At 63.3% G+C, this 18142-nt stretch carries 14 protein-coding genes; 6 read left to right on the top strand and 8 right to left on the bottom strand.

The window, feature by feature from the left end:
- Nucleotides 1-6: 6 nt before the first annotated feature.
- Genes AC244_RS21810 through AC244_RS21820 form a run of 3 tightly spaced genes read right to left on the bottom strand, consistent with a single transcriptional unit; the run spans nucleotide 7 to nucleotide 3616 of the window.
- Nucleotides 7-1653 (bottom strand): thiamine pyrophosphate-binding protein, encoded by a 1647-nt coding sequence (locus AC244_RS21810; RefSeq protein ID WP_053250927.1) that lies wholly within the window; start codon nucleotides 1651-1653, stop codon nucleotides 7-9.
- Nucleotides 1654-1699: 46 nt separating this feature from the next.
- Complete coding sequence (locus AC244_RS21815) at nucleotides 1700-2653, bottom strand: DMT family transporter (RefSeq protein ID WP_053250928.1); 954 nt, start codon at nucleotides 2651-2653, stop codon at nucleotides 1700-1702.
- A 12-nt stretch (nucleotides 2654-2665) separates the two neighbouring features.
- On the bottom strand, nucleotides 2666-3616 hold the full coding sequence (locus tag AC244_RS21820; RefSeq protein ID WP_053250929.1) for an alpha/beta hydrolase: 951 nt from the start codon (nucleotides 3614-3616) through the stop codon (nucleotides 2666-2668).
- A gap of 217 nt (nucleotides 3617-3833) precedes the next feature.
- Between AC244_RS21820 and AC244_RS21825 the strand changes: the two genes are divergently transcribed.
- The 4 genes from AC244_RS21825 to metF all read left to right on the top strand — a co-directional run bounded on the left by AC244_RS21825 (nucleotide 3834) and on the right by metF (nucleotide 8944).
- Nucleotides 3834-4580 (top strand): ribonuclease T2, encoded by a 747-nt coding sequence (locus AC244_RS21825; protein WP_082367034.1) that lies wholly within the window; start codon nucleotides 3834-3836, stop codon nucleotides 4578-4580.
- Nucleotides 4581-4697: 117 nt separating this feature from the next.
- Nucleotides 4698-6347: an energy-dependent translational throttle protein EttA gene (gene ettA, locus AC244_RS21830; RefSeq protein ID WP_053250931.1), complete on the top strand. Its 1650-nt coding sequence runs from the start codon at nucleotides 4698-4700 to the stop codon at nucleotides 6345-6347.
- A 633-nt stretch (nucleotides 6348-6980) separates the two neighbouring features.
- Nucleotides 6981-8000 (top strand): ArsR/SmtB family transcription factor, encoded by a 1020-nt coding sequence (locus AC244_RS21835; RefSeq protein WP_053250932.1) that lies wholly within the window; start codon nucleotides 6981-6983, stop codon nucleotides 7998-8000.
- A gap of 2 nt (nucleotides 8001-8002) precedes the next feature.
- The gene (metF, locus tag AC244_RS21840) at nucleotides 8003-8944 is read left to right on the top strand and encodes a methylenetetrahydrofolate reductase [NAD(P)H] (protein ID WP_053250933.1); all 942 of its coding nucleotides are present in this window, start codon (nucleotides 8003-8005) and stop codon (nucleotides 8942-8944) included.
- Nucleotides 8945-9445: 501 nt separating this feature from the next.
- Here the strand turns inward: metF and AC244_RS21845 are convergent.
- The 5 genes from AC244_RS21845 to AC244_RS21865 all read right to left on the bottom strand — a co-directional run bounded on the left by AC244_RS21845 (nucleotide 9446) and on the right by AC244_RS21865 (nucleotide 14945).
- Nucleotides 9446-10396, bottom strand: a complete 951-nt coding sequence (locus tag AC244_RS21845) for a DMT family transporter (protein ID WP_053251006.1) — start codon at nucleotides 10394-10396, stop codon at nucleotides 9446-9448.
- 311 nt (nucleotides 10397-10707) lie between these two features.
- Nucleotides 10708-11904, bottom strand: coding sequence for a lytic murein transglycosylase (locus AC244_RS21850; RefSeq protein ID WP_053251007.1), 1197 nt, complete (start codon nucleotides 11902-11904; stop codon nucleotides 10708-10710).
- Nucleotides 11905-12057: 153 nt separating this feature from the next.
- Nucleotides 12058-12843: a GH25 family lysozyme gene (locus AC244_RS21855; RefSeq protein WP_053250934.1), complete on the bottom strand. Its 786-nt coding sequence runs from the start codon at nucleotides 12841-12843 to the stop codon at nucleotides 12058-12060.
- 120 nt (nucleotides 12844-12963) lie between these two features.
- Nucleotides 12964-13698 (bottom strand): class I SAM-dependent methyltransferase, encoded by a 735-nt coding sequence (locus tag AC244_RS21860; protein ID WP_082367036.1) that lies wholly within the window; start codon nucleotides 13696-13698, stop codon nucleotides 12964-12966.
- Nucleotides 13695-14945, bottom strand: coding sequence for a DUF3419 family protein (locus tag AC244_RS21865; RefSeq protein ID WP_053250935.1), 1251 nt, complete (start codon nucleotides 14943-14945; stop codon nucleotides 13695-13697). Before AC244_RS21865 ends, AC244_RS21860 begins: the two co-directional genes overlap by 4 nt.
- Before the next feature lie 177 nt (nucleotides 14946-15122).
- Between AC244_RS21865 and AC244_RS21870 the strand changes: the two genes are divergently transcribed.
- Both AC244_RS21870 and AC244_RS21875 read left to right on the top strand, forming a co-directional pair.
- The gene (locus tag AC244_RS21870) at nucleotides 15123-16685 is read left to right on the top strand and encodes a putative bifunctional diguanylate cyclase/phosphodiesterase (RefSeq protein WP_053250936.1); all 1563 of its coding nucleotides are present in this window, start codon (nucleotides 15123-15125) and stop codon (nucleotides 16683-16685) included.
- Between the two features lie 93 nt (nucleotides 16686-16778).
- On the top strand, nucleotides 16779-18134 hold the full coding sequence (locus tag AC244_RS21875) for a serine hydrolase domain-containing protein (protein WP_053250937.1): 1356 nt from the start codon (nucleotides 16779-16781) through the stop codon (nucleotides 18132-18134).
- The last annotated feature ends 8 nt before the right edge of the window (nucleotides 18135-18142 follow it).

Here is an 18142-nt window from a genome sequence, read left to right on the forward strand (position 1 = left end):
AATGCCCTAGCCCTTCCTGATTTCGCTCAGCGTGCGCGTCGGGGTGATGGCTTCCGGGTCGAGCTTGATCTCGATGATGGCCGGCTTACCGCTGGCGCGGGCGCGAAGAAACGCATCGGCAAACTCTTCGGTCTTTTCCACCGTCTCGCCGTGACCGCCATAGGCGCGGGCGAGGGCTGCGAAATCCGGATTGGTCAGGTCCGTGGCGCTGACGCGGCCGGGATAATCCCGCTCCTGGTGCATGCGGATCGTGCCGTAGATGCCGTTGTTGACGACGACGGTGATGATTGGCAGGCGGTAGCGCACGGCGGTGGCGAACTCCTGGCCGTGCATCAGGAAGCAGCCGTCGCCGGCAAAGCAGATCACTTCACGCTCCGGGTGCAGATGCTTGGCGGCAACGGCTGCCGGCAGGCCGTAGCCCATGGAGCCTGAGGCAGGCGCCGCCTGCGTTGCGTATCTGCGGAAGCGGTGGAACCGATGGACCCAGGTGGCGTAGTTGCCGGCGCCATTGGTGAAGATGGTGTCTTCAGGCGTGTTCGCCTCGATCCAGTTCATGATCGGGCCCATCTGCACCGCGCCGGGCCCGGTTTCCGGCGGCGTCGACCATTTGAGATAGGCGGCGTGCATGGTCTCCGTGCGTGCCGACCAGGCGGGTTCGCCTGCGGGCGCCAGGTCTGCGAGGGCGGCGACGAAATCGCGCGGGCTGGCGGCGATCGGCAGTTCCGGCCGGTAGACGCGGCCGAGTTCGGAAGCATCCGGGTGGACATGCACCAGCGTCTGGCGCGGGTAGGGCGCATCCATCAACGTATAGCCTGACGACGGCATTTCGGAGAAGCGTCCGCCGATCAGCAGCACGAGATCGGCCTCCTTGATCTCCTTGGCGAGCGCCGGGTTGATGCCGATGCCGACATCGCCGGCATAGTTGGGGTGCAGATGATCGAACAGCATCTGGCGGCGGAAGGAGCAGCCGACCGGCAGGCTCCAGCGCTCGGCAAAGCGCTGGAATTCAGCCACGCTTGTCGCCGTCCAGCGCGTGCCGCCGAGGATGGCGATCGGGCGCTTGGCGCCTTCGAGCAACGCGCCGAGCTTGTTGATCTGGGACGGACCGGGATGGCCCTCGACCGGCTGGTAGGGTTTGGCTGCCGGCGCCTCGGCGCTCCGCGTCAGCATGTCCTCGGGCAGCGTCAGCACGACCGGACCCGGCCGGCCAGAGGTCGCGACCGCAAAGGCGCGGGTGACGAATTCGGGAATGCGGGCAGGGTCGTCGATCTCGCCGACCCATTTGGCAACTTCGGTGAAGGCGCGACGATATTCGATCTCCTGGAAGGCTTCACGCTCGCGCGCATCGCTCTGCACCTGGCCGATGAACAGGATCATCGGGATCGAATCCTGCCGGGCGACATGCAGGCCGGCCGAGGCATTGGTGGCGCCGGGGCCACGGGTCACCATGCAGATGCCGGGCTCGCCGCTGAGACGACCCCAGGCATCGGCCATCATCGCAGCGCCCCCCTCTTGGCGGCAGACGACGACATCGATGTCGGTGTCATAGAGCGCATCCAGCACCGCCAGATAGCTTTCCCCAGGTACGCAGGCGATGCGTTTGACGCCGTTGGCGACGAGCGCGTCGACGACGAGCTGACCTCCAGTTTTCATGCTTTACCTCCCGATAGTCTTTCTTTTGTTTTCAGATTGCCTGTGTTCAGATCGCTGGCGAAACCGGAGCGATGCTCGCGGTCTTGTTGACCCGGCGTTCCCGCCAGATGATGTAGAGGCCGGAGCCGATGATGATGGCGATGCCCAGCCATTTCAGCGCGTCGGGCAGATCGCCGAAGACGAGCCAGCCAAAGATCGTCGCCGAGACGATTTCGAGATATTGCAGCGGCGCCAGCACCGAGGCGGGGGCGGAGCGATAGGCATAGACCCCGAGCACGCCCGAAATGGTGGCGGTGACGCCGACGCCGAGCAGGTAGTACCAGGCGTTGCCCTCGGGCCAGACCGGATCGAAGACGCTCGATCCGCTGCCTTCGCCCAGCCAGAGCAGAACGAGACAGAAGAGGCCGCCCCAGATGCCGGCATGGAACTGCATCGACCACGGGTCTTCATTCTGCGCCACCATGCGCGTCACCAGCAGGAACACCGCCAGACCGAAGGCGGCGACGATCGGCAGCAGCGCGATCAGGCCCACTTCCTGCATGCTTGGTTGGATAACGAGAAGCGCTCCGAGGAAGCCGACGGCGCAGGCGGTGTAGCGCCGCCAGCCGATCGTTTCCTTCAAGAAGATGCTGCCGAGGATGGTGAGGATGATCGGCTCGACGAAGAAGATGGCGATGGCGTCGGCCACCTCCATCACCTTCAGCGTGGTGATGAAGGAAAGCATGGTGACGACAAGCAGGCCGCCGCGCAGCGCGTGCAGCCCGGTCTTGCGCCAGGTGAGGTCGAACAGGCTGCCGCGCACGAGCACGATCGGCAGGATGAAGACGACCTGCAGCAGGAAGCGCACGGCGGTGATCTGCGCCGAGGGCACGGTGGAGATGGCAAGCTTGGCGAAGATGTCGATGAGCGGCGACAGCAGCACCGAAAGGACCATCAGCGTCAGGCCGAAGGAGATGCGGTCGTTTGCGGTGGCGATCTTGGGAAGGGACATGTCTGCCATGGTGATTTCGGATCAGGACCTCTTGCCGGCCGCAGCCTTGGCGCATGCGGATTGGCACCAGGCGGCAAAATCCGCCGTCGCCTTCTCCCGGCCGATTTCGTTGAGCGTCTCGTGGCGCATGCCCTCATGGATCGTCACGGACACATCCGTCATGCCGCGCGCCCTCATCCGGTTGCCGAGCCAGCGGATCGCGCCGCCATTTTCAGTCGACGGGTCGGCGCTGCCGCCGACGAGATGGACGGGCAAGCTGGCGGGCAGGCGGGCCAGCCGGTCGGCCCGAGCGCCGGCAAATGCCAAACGCATCAGGTCGAGCCAGAGCGACACCGTCGCGTCGAAGCCGCAGAGCGGATCGGCGATATATTTCGCCACCTCCGCCTCGTCGCGCGACAGCCAGTCGAAATCGGTCTTGCGATCCTTGATCGCCTGGCCCCAGGCGCCGAAGGTGAGCTTGGACAGAAGTGGGCTCGGCACGTCGGAGCCTTTGAGCGCCTTTTCGATCTTCAGGATCATCTGGCCGCCGCGCCCGGCGATACCAGGGCGAAAATTCGAGTTCCAGACGGCAAGCGCATCGTAGAGACCCGGATCGGTCTCGGCGGCATTAAGCGCGATCAGCCCGCCCATGGAGTGGCCGAAGAGGATGATCGGCAGCCCCGGATGGGCCTCGGCGGCGAGGGTGCGCATGGCCTTGATGTCGGCGAACACCTTGTCGAGACCTGAGCTGTTCGAGAACATGGCAAGCGGCGCATCCGGCGCGCGCGTTTTGCCGTGTCCGCGATGATCATGGGCATAGACGTGGAAGCCGTGGGCGGCCATCGCTTCGGCGAAACGGGCGTAGCGGCCGGAATGCTCGGCCAGGCCATGGCTGACAAGAAGAATGCCGCGCGTGTCGGCGGTGGCCGGAAAGTAGCGCCAGCTCAGGTGAGCGCCTGTCGGGCTTTGATGTGTCCTCACCTGCCCGAACATGCCTTCTCCCGGACCAATCGTCAGACTCTGCCGATATCAAATCGATTTGCAGGCGAAAGGCAATCGATGCTTGGTGATCGTTGCGCATGAGGTCACAAGCGATTTCCCGGACCTGTAATTAACAGTTGCAATTTTCCCGTTTTGAGCGATATTTGTTCTCGTTTTGTTTTTGCGGGAGAGTGTCATGGCATGTTGGAGTAAAGCGATTTCAAGTCCAATGACAATTGTTGCGATGGCGCTGGCGATGCTGCTTGCCCCGTCGTCCTTTGCCTTGGCGCAAGAGAAGGTCGACGCCGCGGCGGAAAATGCCTCGGGCCGGACGGAATATGTGCTGGCCGTCAGCTGGCAGCCGGGCTTCTGCGAGACGCGGCCGCAGCGCAAGGAGTGCGCCAGCCAGACGGCCGAGCGTTTCGATGCCACGAACCTGTCGCTGCATGGGCTTTGGCCTTTGCGCAAGAGCTATTGCGGGGTGGCCGCGGACGTGCGCAGCCAGGACCGCAAGGGCGATTGGCTCGATCTGCCGAAGCTCGCCATGGCTGATGATACGGCAGCGCGGCTGCAGGTTGCGATGCCGGGCGTTCAGTCCGGGCTCGACCGCCATCAATGGCTGCGCAGCGGCACCTGCCAGGGTGGCACGGTCGATGATTATTTTGCCGTGCAGCTCCGTATGCTGGACGAACTCAACCGGTCGGCTGTCGGTGCGCTCTTCAGAGGACGCATTGGTTCAGAGCTCGACGAGAAAGCAATCAAGCAGGCATTCGACCAGAGCTTTGGCACTGGTGCCGGAGACCGGGTTCGCATGCGCTGCCAGACGGTCGCGGGACGCAGCGTCATCACCGGGCTGACGATCGGCCTGACGGGGGACGTGTCGGGCAAGTCCAGCCTTGCGCCGCTGATCCAGGCGGCAGGGCCGACCGAGTTCAAATGCGCCAAGGGCATTGCCGACGCGGCAGGTCGCGGATAGCGGCGGACAAGGCCGGCCGGCATGGGATAGGCGGGGCAAGCGCCTTTGGCGATTGCCCCTTCGCACTAATTCGCCTACATAGCGGGCAAATTTCCTTCCCATGCGGAGCATTCCTTTATGGCACGTCAGTTCATCTATCATATGGCCGGACTCAATAAGTCCTATGGCGCTAAGAAGGTCCTGGAGAACGTTCATCTGTCGTTCTACCCGGACGCGAAGATCGGTATCCTCGGCCCGAACGGCGCCGGTAAGTCGACGGTGCTGCGCATCATGGCCGGCCTCGACAAGGAATATACCGGCGAAGCTTGGATCGCCGAGGGTGCTACCATCGGTTACCTGCCGCAGGAGCCGCAGCTCGATCCGACCAAGACCGTGCTCGAAAACGCCATGGAAGGCGTTGCCGCCAAGACGGCGATCGTCGAGCGCTACAACGAACTGATGATGAACTATTCCGACGAGACGGCGGAAGAGGGCGCAAAGCTCCAGGACATCATCGACAGCCAGAACCTGTGGGATCTCGAGAGCCAGGTCGAAATGGCCATGGAAGCGCTGCGCTGCCCGCCGGGCGATGCCGACGTCACCAGCCTTTCGGGCGGTGAAAAGCGCCGTATCGCGCTTTGCAAGCTGTTGCTGTCGCAGCCGGACCTGCTGCTGCTCGACGAGCCGACCAACCACCTCGACGCCGAGACGATCGCCTGGCTCGAAAAGCACCTGCGCGAATATCCCGGCGCCGTGCTGATGATCACCCACGACCGCTACTTCCTCGACAACGTCACCGGCTGGATCCTCGAGCTCGACCGCGGCCGCAGCATTCCCTACGAAGGCAACTATTCCGCCTACCTCGTTGCCAAGGCCAAGCGCATGCAGCAGGAAGGCCGCGAAGAGGCGTCCCGTCAGAAGGCGATCGCCCGCGAGCAGGAATGGATCGCATCCAGCCCGAAGGCCCGCCAGGCCAAGTCCAAGGCGCGTATCCGCTCCTATGACGAACTGGTCAACGCCGCAGAAAACCAGCGTCCGGGCGACGCGCAGATCATCATCCCGGTCGGCGAACGTCTCGGCCAGGTGGTCATCGAGATGGAAGGCGTTACCAAGGGGTATGGCGACCGTCTGCTGATCGACGGCCTGTCGCTGAAGCTGCCGCCGGGCGGCATCGTCGGCATCATCGGCGCCAACGGTGCCGGTAAGACGACGCTGTTCCGCATGATCACCGGCCAGGAGCAGGTCGATAGCGGTTCGATCCGCATCGGCGACACCGTGCATCTGGGCTATGTCGACCAGAGCCGCGACGCGCTCGACGGCAACAAGACCGTCTGGGAAGAAATTTCCGGCGGCGCCGAAGTCATCAAGCTCGGCAAGTACGAAATGAACTCGCGCGCCTACTGCTCGACCTTCAACTTCAAGGGCGGCGACCAGCAACAGAAGGTCGGTAACCTCTCGGGTGGTCAGCGCAACCGCGTTCACCTCGCCAAGATGCTGAAGAACGGCGGCAACGTGCTGCTGCTCGACGAACCGACCAACGACCTCGACACCGAGACGCTGGCGGCGCTGGAAATTGCGCTGGAAAACTTTGCCGGCTGCGCCGTCATCATCAGCCACGATCGCATGTTCCTCGACCGGCTGGCGACCCACATCCTCGCCTTTGAAGGCGACAGCCAGGTCGAATGGTTCGAAGGCAACTTCGAAGACTACGAGAAGGACAAGATCCGCCGCCTCGGCCCGGACTCGGTCAACCCGAAGCGCGTCACCTACAAGCGCCTGACGCGCTAACGTTCTGGCGCGTCGCGTGAGCCGAGGCTTGCGCGACGTGCCTACCGCCTAACGCCTTGGATCGGAAACGATTTGGAGGCGCTATGCCGCAAGTTTATGGAGTTACATTGCCCCTGGCGCCCGGTACTCGACGCGCGGTTCGGTAAGTCTCTTCGCTTGCGCGGCACCTGCGTGCAAACTGAGCGCTGCACGTAGCGCACGATATCTTCATCACTGTCTTCTCGTCGAACGGTCGTTATTTTCACCGTCGTCCGCTCGCCGAGCATTTCCCGGTTTAGACCGAGTTGCGGAGTGTTCTACCTCTCTGTTTCTTGCGCATTTCCGCACGGAGAACCGCTTTGCGCTTCTCCTGCAAATGCTCGCCGCAGCGCTGATATCGCCGGTGTTGGTCGTGTTGACGAAAGATGAGGGTATCGCGGCACATGAGGTGAGCGGCGCTGTAAGCTGAAGGCCCACCCCAGCCGCACCAAGAAGCCGTCGGCATCGGGCGGGGCGCAAGCTTCGCCCGTCGCCTGTCGGAACGGTGGAAATCCCTGTTCCTGGAGCGGCATAGTTTGGTCTCTTCGCGCAAATTTGCTTGCGCTGCATCCGCAAATCACATAAACATATCTTTATGTGTTGATGGGGATTGGTATGGCGGAGCAGAGAGAACTGAATCTCGACGCGCTGGTGGATGTGCTGAAGGCTGCAGGCGAGCCGACGCGCATGCGCCTTCTCGCGCTGCTTGCGGCAGGCGATCTCACCGTCACTGATCTTACCGAAATTCTCGGGCAATCGCAGCCCCGCATTTCAAGGCATCTGAAGCTCTTGGCCGAGGTCGAGCTCGTCGACCGCTATCAAGAGGGTGCGTGGGCCTATTTCCGCCTTCGCCAGGAGGGCGCCCGCGTGGCGCTGGTGCGGGCGATGCTTGCATCCGCCACCACGGACGACGCGGTTCTGTCGCGCGATGCATCCCGGCTCGTCACCTTGAAGAAGGCGCGGGCCGAGAAGGCGCAGGCCTATTTCAGCCGCAACGCGGCCGGCTGGGATGAGCTTCGCCGCCTGCATGTCAGCGAGCGGGACGTGGAAACGGCGCTGCGCGATATGGTCGGCGACGAGCCGGTCGAAAGCCTGCTGGACCTGGGGACCGGCACGGGGCGCATCCTGCAACTGTTCGAAGGGCTCTATAGACGTGGCATCGGCATCGATGCCAGCCGCGACATGCTGGCCGTCGCCCGATCCAATCTCGAGCGCGCCGGCATCACCAAGGCGTCGATCCGCCACGGCGATATCTTCAACCTGCCGCTTGACGGCCAGGTCTTCGATCTCGTCACCATTCATCAGGTGCTGCATTTCCTCGAGCAGCCGGAAGCGGCGATCGCCGAGGCAGCACGCATGCTGACGCCGGGCGGACGGCTGGTGATCATCGATTTTGCCCCGCATGGGCTGGAGCACTTACGCGACGAGCACGCTCATGCGCGGCTTGGCTTCTCGCATCAGGCGATGACCGACTGGCTGGCAAAGGCCGGGCTCGCCCTGGAAAAGACGACCGATCTGTCGCCGGAAGGCACGGACGAAGGAAAACTGACGGTGACGATCTGGCTGGCCCGCGATCAGCGGGCCGTCGAGGAGAGCGAAGCGCCACATCAGCGCATGCAAGCAGGGGGAAATTGAGAATGACCGCACAGACGCTTTATCCCGCCGAGCGCGGCAATCTGCGGCTCTCCTTCGAATATTTCCCACCCAAGACCGACGAAATGGAAGCGCAGCTCTTCCAGACTGCGGAAGACCTCTCCGTCTTTTGTCCCGCCTTCGTGACCGTCACCTATGGAGCAGGCGGCTCGACCAAGGCGCGATCGCTGACAACAGTCAAGCGCATGGTCGAGGAGAAGGGCTTTGCCAACACGGCAGCGCACCTGACCTGCGTTGGTGCGCCGAAGGCCGAGGTGGACACGGTTATCGACGAGTTTCTCACCTTCGGCGTTCGCCACTTCGTCGCGCTGCGCGGCGATCCGCAGGGCGGTATCGGCAGCACCTATCAGCCCTTTCCCGGTGGCTATGAGAGCAGTTCCGATCTCGTGCGGGCGCTGCGCGATCACGGCGACGTCGAGATCTCGGTGTCGTCCTATCCGGAAAAACACCCGGAAAGCCCCGACGTGGCCGCCGACATCGACATGCTGAAGCGCAAGGTGGATGCGGGCGCGACGCGGGCGCTTACCCAGTTCTTCTTCGACAACGACGATTTCGAGCGCTACCTCGAGCGCGTCCGCCGTGCAGGCATCGAGATCCCGATCGTGCCGGGCATCCTGCCGATCAACAATCTGGGGCAAGTGCAGAAGTTCGCCGGCCTTTGCGGCGCCAGCGTGCCGGAGGTGATCGTTACCCGGCTCTCGCATCTGGAAGACCAGCCGGCGGAACGCTTCAAGGAAGCGACGCATATCGCCGCCGAGCAGATCGTCGATCTTGCCCGCCGCGGCGTCAGGGACTTCCATCTCTATACGATGAACCGTTCGCCGCTGATTACCGCGGTCTGCGATCTCGTCGGATTCGAGCGCGCCGACGAAGTGTCGCGGGGAGAGGACGTTTCGCTGAAGGCAGTTGCCGGCGCGGCAGCCTGAACGAAAAACCATTCCGAAAAAGCGAAAGCGCATGAAGGGTGTCCTTCATGCGCTTTCTTTTTTCCTGCAGCGTCGAGGCAGATTGCTCTTGTCGGCCTACCTCAAAGATTTCTGCTGCAAATTGGATTTCCGGAAAATTTAAGTCCCTATTTCGGTTTGGACTCTCAGCGGCCTGACTTCAGATGAAGAGCATTGTGGCCACGAATACGAACGCTGCACTAATCATGAGGACATTCAACGAATGTGTAAGTCCCATCGAAGACCCTCCTTGCGCTGACGGTTAAAACATAGGGCGAATTAACGGCGCTTGAAAGGGAAACTTGTGCTGCAGTGCGAAAGCGCGTGATCACAATTGCCTTATCAACAGGGCTATAATCTTGAAATTGCAGCGGATTTTGTGCTGCCACATTTTTTTCACAATCGCTGCCGGAAGGTTAATGTAAACGTCTGTAACCATGCGTGAGTGCTTCGGAAGGGCACGTTTGCCGCCGCATCCGGCGCTTACGATTCCCGCTGCGCGGCGCGTTTCAGCCGCAATATCCGACCGTCGAGTACGGCAAGGCCGGCGGCAATCAGCGCCATGCCGCCTACATCCGCCGGCTGCAGCGTCTCGCCCAGGAAGAGATAACCGAGCAGGATCGCGCTTGGCGGAACGAGAAGCGTGACCAGAGACGCGTTGGTGGCGCCGGCCTCGCCCATGATGCGGAAGAACAGGATGTAGCCATAGGCTGTCGAGACGAGCGCCAGCGCCAGAATGGCGAGCTTCGCATCGAGCGGCGGCATCGGCAGGGCCCAGGGCGTATCGACGAGCGCTGCCACCGGCAGCATCATCAGCGTCGATGCGGTCAATTGGCCGGCTGCGGTGACTGGCGGAGCAAGGCCGCGAAAGCGCTTGCCGTAGGTTGCCGCCAGGCCATAGCTGACGGCGGCAAGCACCGGCAGCATCAGCGCCCAGAGCGGCACGCTGCCGGCGTTGCCGAAAAGCCCGGCGATCGCGCTCGGACCGATCAGCACCACCGTACCGGCGAGGCCGAGCAGGCAGCCGCCGATCTTGGCGGAGCTCAGTTTCTCGTCATCGGTTGCCATGTTGGCGATGATCACGGTCCAGACCGGGGTGGTTGCGTTCAGGATCGCCGCGAGCCCGGCGCCGATATGGGTCTGCCCGAGGAAGATGAAGGCATGCGGGATGGCGTTGTTGATCAGGCCCATCAGCAGGAATTCGCGCCAGCGGCCGGCGAGTGCCTGATAGATGCCGAAGCACCCGCGGATGTAGAGGTGCAGCGCCAGTGCGGCGAGGCCGAGCCGCAGGAAGACGAGGGTGAAGGGTGGCACGTGCGCGACCGCGACGCGGGCAAAGAAGAACGATCCGCCCCAGATGAGCCCGAGAAGGGCCAGGAGGGCCCAGGTCCGCATGGTCATCTGCTGGCCGCCGGCCGGTGCTGGTGCATTCATGATGCTGCTCGCGCTCTCTGCGCGGCCGTTGCCGATCAAATCGACCGGTCGGGATGCGCAATCCAATTGGGCCGCTTTCACCGCCGCATGCCCATAGGGACTCGAAAGGCTGCGTGAAGAGGCGTCGAGCAGGTCTAGCGCGGCGCGTTGAAGTGCACCACCCACTTCTTGCCATCCGCGGCGCGGTACAGCGCCAAGCGTCGATGTCTATGATCGTTCGATAAGGGAGAACGCCTGTCCGCGTCGACGAATTTCGATCGAAGCGGACAGGCGAAAAGTCGCCCGGCCAAATCCTGGCCGGGGGCGTGCGCTTAGAGCGAGTTCAGCAGTTCCAGCGTCGCCCAGCCGTCGGCCGGGCGGCCAAGACGCAGCTGTTCCTTCTGCAGCGCCGCACGGGTGCCGGAGCCGAGAATGCCATCGACCTTGCCGACGTCATGGCCGAGCGTCTGCAGCTTGGTCTGCAGCGCCTTCATGCCGGTGTCGTCGAGGCCCTGTTCAGGATTGCCGCCCTCATAGGTCGGCGCGCCGCCGAGGCGGGTTGCGAAATAGGCGGCCGAGGTTGTGTAGATGAACGACTGGTTCCACTCGAGATAGACGTTGAAGTTGGGGTAGGTGAGGAAGGCGGCACCCTTGCGGCCCTGCGGCAGCACCAGCGAGGCTTCCAGGTTGCCGAAGGCGGTGTCGCCGTTGCGCGGCTTGACGCCGAGCGCGAACCAGTCGCTGGCCTTCATGCCCGGCTGCAGGCCGGTTTTTTCCCACGGCAGCTGCTCGGGCACGCTGACTTCCTGGATCGCCGGCTGGCCGGCCTTGAAGCCAAGGCTCTGGATGAACTTGGCGGCGGTCAGGATCGCGTCCGGCGAGCTCTTCTTCAGATTGACGTGACCGTCGCCGTCGCCGTCGACGCCATGGGCGATGATGTCTTCGGGCAGCATCTGCACCTGGCCGATTTCACCGGCCCAGGCGCCGGTCGTCGTTGCCGGGTCGAGGTCGCCATGCTGGACCATTTCGATCGCGGCGATCAGCTGCGGGCGGAACATTTCCGGCCGGCGGCAGTCATGGGCGAGCGTCACCAGCGCATTGCGGGTGTTGAAATCGCCCTGAACGGCGCCGAAGTCCGTTTCCATTGCCCAGAATGCGGTGATGACAGGGGCCGGTACGCCGTATTCCTTCTCGGCACGGGCAAAGACGTCGGCATATTCCTTCATCTTCTGCGCGCCGATATCGAGCCGCGACTTGCTGACGGTGCGCTTGGAGAATTCGGTGAAGGTCTGCTTGAACACGCCCTGGGCGCGGTCGCGGCTCAGCACCTTCTGATCGATGGCGGCACCGGCAAGCGCACGGTCGACGACATCGGCCGGAACACCCTTGGCGACCGCTTCGGCCTTGACGCCTTGCAGGAAGGCCCCGAGATCGCCACCGCATGCCGGCGCTTGCTGCGCGAAAACGGGGGAGGCTGTCAGCGCGAGAAGCGCGACGGATGCAAGAGCATGCCGGGCTTTGAGGATCATCATAATTCCTTTCTGTCGCCGCAGGGCGCGATGCGCCGCCGCTGGCGGTCAATGTACCAAAGACGCAATCTGCTGCTGCTCTCTCAGAGCATTATGACGGAATGAAGAAAATGGGTCGGTTTGCCGCGCTTCTGCACAAAACCGTTGCGGCCGTCACTTCGGCTTGGAAACAGCCGCGACCCAGTTCTTCCAGTTCTTTGCCGAGCCGGCAAAGGCGTTGATGTCGGTGGCGCCATCGATGCCCGGTATCACGCCGGTGCTGGTGTACTGCCAAAAGGCCCAGCGGCGTTCGACATAGACTTCGCCTGGATGCTTGGCGACGGAGCGGACCCAGAAGTGGTGCTCCTTGAACTGGTCGACGAGATTGTCGCGGTGGAAGTCGACCGAGGTATAGATGATCGGCCGCTTGCCGTAATGGGCTTCCAGCCGGTCCATGAAACGCTTCATCTCGGCACGGACTTCGTCGGGCGAGGGGCGGTGGCGGCAGGTCTTCGATTCGCCGTTCCACTCGACGTCGAGCACGGGCGGCAGGTAGACGGCGCTCTTCGGCACATTGGCGATGAACCAATCGGCCTGGGCGTCCGCGGTCGAGCAGAAATAGTAGAAATGATAGGGCGCATAGGGAATGCCGGCGGCGCGGGCGCGCTGCCAGTAGTCGTTGAAGCGTGTGTCGACCCTGTCCTTGCCTTCCGTCGCCTTGATGAAGGCGAAGGAGACGCCGGAGTTCTTCACCTTCATCCAGTCGATATCGCCGTTCCATTTGGAAACGTCGATGCCGTGGATATTGTGGTGGTGCGGCGTGCGGCCGCCGAAATCCTGCGGGTCGGTATCGCTGAAGCGCGGCGGGATCGATGCGGTCTGCATCAGATCGTAGTCGGTCGACGAACAGGCGGAAAGGAGGGTGGCAATAGGCAGCAGTGCCAGGAGAAGCCGGCGCATGGAGGTCCTGTTTCGAAACGAACGACGATCCTGCCTCACACGGTGGCTTTCATGATGGTGATGTCCCCCAGCGAGGCGTGAACCTCCTTTTCACCATATCATCGTAAAAATTGAGTTAGCTCAAGCGGGAATTGCGGCAGCAGCCTGGTCGTCAAGCCTTGCCGTGGCCGGATTTGTCACTGACACCGCTGTAGCGGCCGGGCGGTGATAGACCGCAAGCCAGGCATAACCCCGTCCGATGGCCCGGCGCTCGAGCTGGGCGCCGTTGCGTCTTGCCCGCTCAGCCAACACTTCGAACAACGCTTCGCGCGGCGTGACATGGAAGCGCGTGAGCCAGCCGCGCAGCAGGCGACGGAAGCTCGCCGGCAGCCGTTCCTGCTGGCCGAAATCGGCAATATGCAACGAGCCGCCCGGGTTGAGAGCGGCAATTGCCGCGTCGATCGCGCCCTGCCAGTCCGGTATCATCGACAGGGAATAGGAAATGACGATCCGGTCGAAGCCGGTTTCGCCGAAAAGCTGGGGCTCGAAGCTGGTGGCGTCGGCGATGCGCAGCGTGGCCGCCGATCTGCCGCGGCGGCTGAGCTTGGCTTGCGCCGAAGCCAGCATCTCCGAGGAGATGTCGAGGCCGAAAAGCCGGGCGGCGGGGAAACATTCGCCGACGAGCGCAAGGTTGCGCCCCGTACCGCATCCGACTTCGAGCACGGAGGCGCCCGCGCCTGCATTCAGCTCGCGGATCAGCGTATCACGGCCGAAGAGATAGTATTTCCGCGTCAGATCGTAGACGTGCCGTTGATAGCGGTACATGTGGTCCATGCGCCGCTGGTGGCTGATCTCGGAATGCTGCACCCCGCTCATGTCTTTTTCCGGTAAATGTGGAAACCGCCATAGATGGCCGAGCGATCGGCGTTGCCGAGCTTCAGCGATGTCTCGGCATCATAGTGCCACTGTTCCATCAGCACAGGCGAGAGGCGACCGGGAAGGATGCTCTCTTCGGCTGCGGTGCGGAAGATCACGGTCGCGCCCGTATCGGCGGTGCGGGTGATCTCGGTCCACAGATCGTTCAACTGCTGATCGTTCATCCAGTCCTGCGCGTCGAGCAGCACGTAGCGGTCGACCGATCCGGCGGGCTTCTTGGCCAGAAGCTCGGTGAAGCTGGCGTGGTGGACGTCGACGTTTTCGGCGCGATTGCGGATCGTCTCGTAGTTGTCGGCATGGAGGTAGGCCGGCAGTTCGCCCTCGTGCGGCAGGGGATAGCGGCGTGCGAAGGCCTGCCAGGCAAAATAGTTTTCCCTGAGCGGGAAGTGGCAGGTCAGCTTTTCCAGGCGATGGCGAAGCACTGCGGCCAGCGACTTGTCGGCGCTCAGGCTTGCCAGCTCGTCGAACTGCTGCGGCGGGATGCCGAGGCCGAACAGCGAGCTCTTCTGGCTGGTGATCCAGCGAATGAATGGGCGCTCGAACAGCGGCGCCAGCCGCGTGTCGAAGAACTGGCGCTGCTCGCGTATGGAGCGGGCCTGGACGAATTCCTCCGGGTTGACGCCATGCAGACGCGCCAGGATATGGCTGGCAGCGATGAAGCGGCCGAGCAGCCCGGTGCGATAGATGTTGCGGCCGAAGACACCGATGCGCCGGCGCCCGGTGACGTCGCGGCCGTTCCAGTAGCTGCGGGTGGCCTGATCGATTTTCGGGGCGATGAACAGGTCGAAGGCCTGGACATTCGATTGCGTGCCCTGCGTCGCCAGGAACCGCGTGACGTCCTTGTGGCTCGGCAGATGGCGGAAGGCGGCCAGCTTCAGCCGGTTAAGCGCAATGTGGTGCGGATTGAGATCGACCACATCGATACGATCAGGGCCGGCGGAGAGATAGGTCAGCATGTTGCAGCCGCCGGATCCGATGGTGACGATGCGATGTCCGGGGCGAAGCTGCATCGCCTCCATGTCGACGATCGGGTCTTCCCAGATCTGCGGATAAACGAGACCGGAGAAGAGCAGGCCGAACAGGCGCTCGGACAGGCCGGCGAGCGAGAAGGTCTTGTGTTGCAGGAGCGCGTTTTTCAGCTTCGGATTTTTTCTGCCAAAGCCGACATCAGGGGCAAGTTCGGTCATCTCTGCCGCTCATCCAGTTGAAACTTAGCCGCTTCTAAAGTGACTCCGCTACACTTTGATGACGGGTTTTTTCACAAGCCCCGCGCTGCACAAAGATCGCCGACTACGATTTTTCACCCATAAGAATTCATTAAACCCTAGCGTGCTAGCTCCTCCTTATATTCGGGGGGCGTCGACATGATGTTAAGAACGTTTCTGCCGAAGCCCGAGCAGCGATTTGCGGCTGCCGGCGCGGCACTGGGGGCTTTGTTTCCGGCGATCTGGCTGACCACGGAAACGTTGTTCATCGATCGATCTTTTGCACATTGGAATTTTTCCGGAGCGCTTGCGGCGGGCGTCATGCCGTTTTTCGTCGGAGCCTCCTTCTATCGCTGGTCGTATTCACGACGACTGGAGCGCGAGCTCAGGGCGGCCCGTCGCGCCGAGCGGCGGTTGCGCAACGAGGTTCACCGCGACCGGTTGACCGGATTGGAAAACCGCTCGGCGCTGGAGGTGGACGTCCTTCGTGCGCTTCGCTCCGACGGCACGCCGTTCGAGCGCAGGCCGCTGCTCCTCATCGACCTCGACCGGTTCAAGGCAGTCAATGACACAATGGGGCATGACGCCGGCGATCGACTATTGAGCGGCATCGGCACACGGTTGAGGCGCGCATTTGCCGGAGAGGCGACCGTCTATCGGCTCGGCGGCGACGAGTTCGTGCTGGTTGCGCCGGGCTCGCCGTCGGATGCCGAGGTCGCGGCGCTTGCGAACCGCGTGAAAGCACTGTTCGACGTGCCTTTCGATCTGGAGGATGGCCAGGCGGCATCGGGTTGCAGCATTGGCGTCACATTCCTGGAACCGGGCGATTTGTCGACCGGTGCCGTGTTGAAGCGGGCGGATCTGGCACTTTACGAAGCCAAGGAGATGCGCGGCAACAGCCATGTATTTTATGCACCGCACATCGCACAGGCGGCGGAAAGTCGCGCCGAGGCCGAGCGGGACCTGGCCCGCGCGGTTGCGCAGCGGGAGTTCTTCCTGGAATATATGCCGATCGCCGGTGCCGCGAGCGGCGCCATCCGCGGCTTCGAAGCGCTGTTGCGCTGGTTGCACCCCGTGCGCGGCGTTATCGGCACGGAGGCTTTCGCCGAACCGCTCGAACAGGGCGCGCTTGCGCTCTCGGTCGGCAATTGGGCGCTGCGACAGGCCTGCAGGCAGGCGGCGAGCTGGCCGTCTCCGGTGGGTTTGACGGTCGCGCCCTTCGCGCTGCAATTGTGGGACCGCGATTTCATCGGTCACATCAAGACGTGTCTTGGTGAAGCCGGATTGGCACCGGGGCGACTGACGATCGAAGTGCCGGAAGCGTACTCGGCGGGCGACATGGCCCTGATCGGCGAAAATCTGCACGGCTTGCGTGCGCTCGGCGTGCGCATCGCGCTGAGCGGTGGCGTTGCGGCTTCATTGCCGCTCAGCCTCATTGGAGAGCTGCAGCCGGACCAGCTGACGGTGGATCTGCCGGCGATCCGCACGGTGCATGGCAGCGAGCGCAGCGTCGCGCTGCTCGCCTGCCTCGTCAAGACGGGCCAAGTGCTGCGGCTGCCGGTGGCGGTGCGTGGCGTGGCCAGGGAAAGCGAGATGGATTGCGCCCGCACCGCCGGGGCGGTGGAGGCCTGGGGGGTATGGATATCCCCGGCCTTGCCGGCGCGCGATCTGGCGGCCCTCTTGCGTGATGCGGGTGGCGAGGACACCCGTCGGCTGGCGTAGCCGGAAGGCCGCGCGCATCCCCGGCGACGACGCAAGGGCTTTTCCTTTCGCGCAAATGCTGCTTCTCTCTCTCGCGTCAGACGGGAGGATGCGATGGGACGCCTATTGAAAACTGTCGGTACCGCAGTTGTTGTCGCCATTGCCGGTGTCGGCGGATGGCTGGCGCTGGCGCCGCCGGAACTGCTGAAAGTCGGCGATGGCTATGCCGCCAAGATCGTCTGTTCGAATGTCTTCATCGCCGGGCGTGACGGGCAGGCGGTGCTTGCCGACGACGTCCAGGCGCCGGGCAATCCGCTGTTGAAGTTCATCAGCGTTTCCGTCGACCGGCAGAGGCGGCTGGTTTCGACCCGCATCTTCGGCTTCGCCGCCCCGGCCCATGCCGCCTATCGCCCGGGGCTCGGCTGCGCCAACATTTCCGACGAGGATCTCGCAGCCTTTGTGCCGGCGGCGGAGCCGTCGACGCCGCAAGTTGCGCGATCGGCCGACGCCTCCTGGCCGGACGGTGACAAGGCGGACATCGACCCGGCGGTTCAGGCGTTGATCGAGGACGGCAACCTTGCCGGCGCGGGCATGCGGGCGATTGCGGTCGTGCGCGACGGGCATCTGATCGCCGAAACTTACGGCGCCGGCTTTGATCGCTCGACGCCGCTTCTCGGCTGGTCGATGACCAAATCGGTGACCGCCGCGCTGATCGGCATGCGTGTCGCCGAAGGGCGCATGGATGTCACCCGCGCGGGCCTGCTTCCGGAATGGAGCGGCGACGAGCGCGCCAGGATCAGGCTTGCCGACCTCATGGGCATGGAGAGCGGCCTGGAATTCAACGAGGGCTATGGCAATGTCAGCGATGTGACGCGCATGCTTTATCTCGAAAGGGACATGGCGGGCTTTGTCGCAGCCAAACCGGCGACATCTGAGCCGGGTTCGACCTTCAGCTATTCCAGCGGCACGAGCACGCTGTTGTCGCGGCTCTGGATGCAGAGTTTCGACGATCCGGCTGCGGCGCTCGCTTACCCGCGCGACGCCCTGTTCCTGCCGCTCGGGATGACGAGTGCCGTGCTTGAGACCGATGCCAGCGGCACCTTCGTCGGATCGTCCTACATGTATGCGACGGCGCGCGACTGGGCGCGCTTTGCGCAGTTCCTGCTTCAGGACGGCAACTGGAAGGGCAGGGCGCTGTTGCCGAAGGACTATGTCGCCTTCATGCGGACGCCGACGAAAGCGTCCGGCGGCGAATATGGCGCGGGCCAGGTGTGGCTTCAGGAAAATGGGGTTCGTGCCGGCACCGGCGTCTTCCCGGCCGACGCCTTCTGGATGCTCGGGCATGACGGGCAGGCGATCATGCTGGTGCCCTCGCTTCGCCTTGCGGTCGTGCGCCTGGGGTTGACGCCGTCACGCGGCGGCTATGACGTGCAGCAGCTCAACGCCAAAATAATAGAGGCGCTCGATTGAGCGCCTCC

Origin of the sequence: Ensifer adhaerens, from assembly GCF_001270265.1 — a bacterium.
GTDB lineage: Bacteria > Pseudomonadota > Alphaproteobacteria > Rhizobiales > Rhizobiaceae > Ensifer > Ensifer adhaerens_B.

What these genes read in the sequence shown, in the direction of transcription:
- AC244_RS21810 (WP_053250927.1), bottom strand. Translation starts at nt 1,653, where the DNA reads ATGAAAACTGGAGGTCAGCTCGTCGTCGACGCGCTCGTCGCCAACGGC.
- AC244_RS21815 (WP_053250928.1), bottom strand. Translation starts at nt 2,653, where the DNA reads ATGGCAGACATGTCCCTTCCCAAGATCGCCACCGCAAACGACCGCATC.
- AC244_RS21820 (WP_053250929.1), bottom strand. Translation starts at nt 3,616, where the DNA reads ATGTTCGGGCAGGTGAGGACACATCAAAGCCCGACAGGCGCTCACCTG.
- AC244_RS21825 (WP_082367034.1), top strand. Translation starts at nt 3,834, where the DNA reads ATGACAATTGTTGCGATGGCGCTGGCGATGCTGCTTGCCCCGTCGTCC.
- ettA (WP_053250931.1), top strand. Translation starts at nt 4,698, where the DNA reads ATGGCACGTCAGTTCATCTATCATATGGCCGGACTCAATAAGTCCTAT.
- AC244_RS21835 (WP_053250932.1), top strand. Translation starts at nt 6,981, where the DNA reads ATGGCGGAGCAGAGAGAACTGAATCTCGACGCGCTGGTGGATGTGCTG.
- metF (WP_053250933.1), top strand. Translation starts at nt 8,003, where the DNA reads ATGACCGCACAGACGCTTTATCCCGCCGAGCGCGGCAATCTGCGGCTC.
- AC244_RS21845 (WP_053251006.1), bottom strand. Translation starts at nt 10,396, where the DNA reads ATGAATGCACCAGCACCGGCCGGCGGCCAGCAGATGACCATGCGGACC.
- AC244_RS21850 (WP_053251007.1), bottom strand. Translation starts at nt 11,904, where the DNA reads ATGATCCTCAAAGCCCGGCATGCTCTTGCATCCGTCGCGCTTCTCGCG.
- AC244_RS21855 (WP_053250934.1), bottom strand. Translation starts at nt 12,843, where the DNA reads ATGCGCCGGCTTCTCCTGGCACTGCTGCCTATTGCCACCCTCCTTTCC.
- AC244_RS21860 (WP_082367036.1), bottom strand. Translation starts at nt 13,698, where the DNA reads ATGAGCGGGGTGCAGCATTCCGAGATCAGCCACCAGCGGCGCATGGAC.
- AC244_RS21865 (WP_053250935.1), bottom strand. Translation starts at nt 14,945, where the DNA reads ATGACCGAACTTGCCCCTGATGTCGGCTTTGGCAGAAAAAATCCGAAG.
- AC244_RS21870 (WP_053250936.1), top strand. Translation starts at nt 15,123, where the DNA reads ATGATGTTAAGAACGTTTCTGCCGAAGCCCGAGCAGCGATTTGCGGCT.
- AC244_RS21875 (WP_053250937.1), top strand. Translation starts at nt 16,779, where the DNA reads ATGGGACGCCTATTGAAAACTGTCGGTACCGCAGTTGTTGTCGCCATT.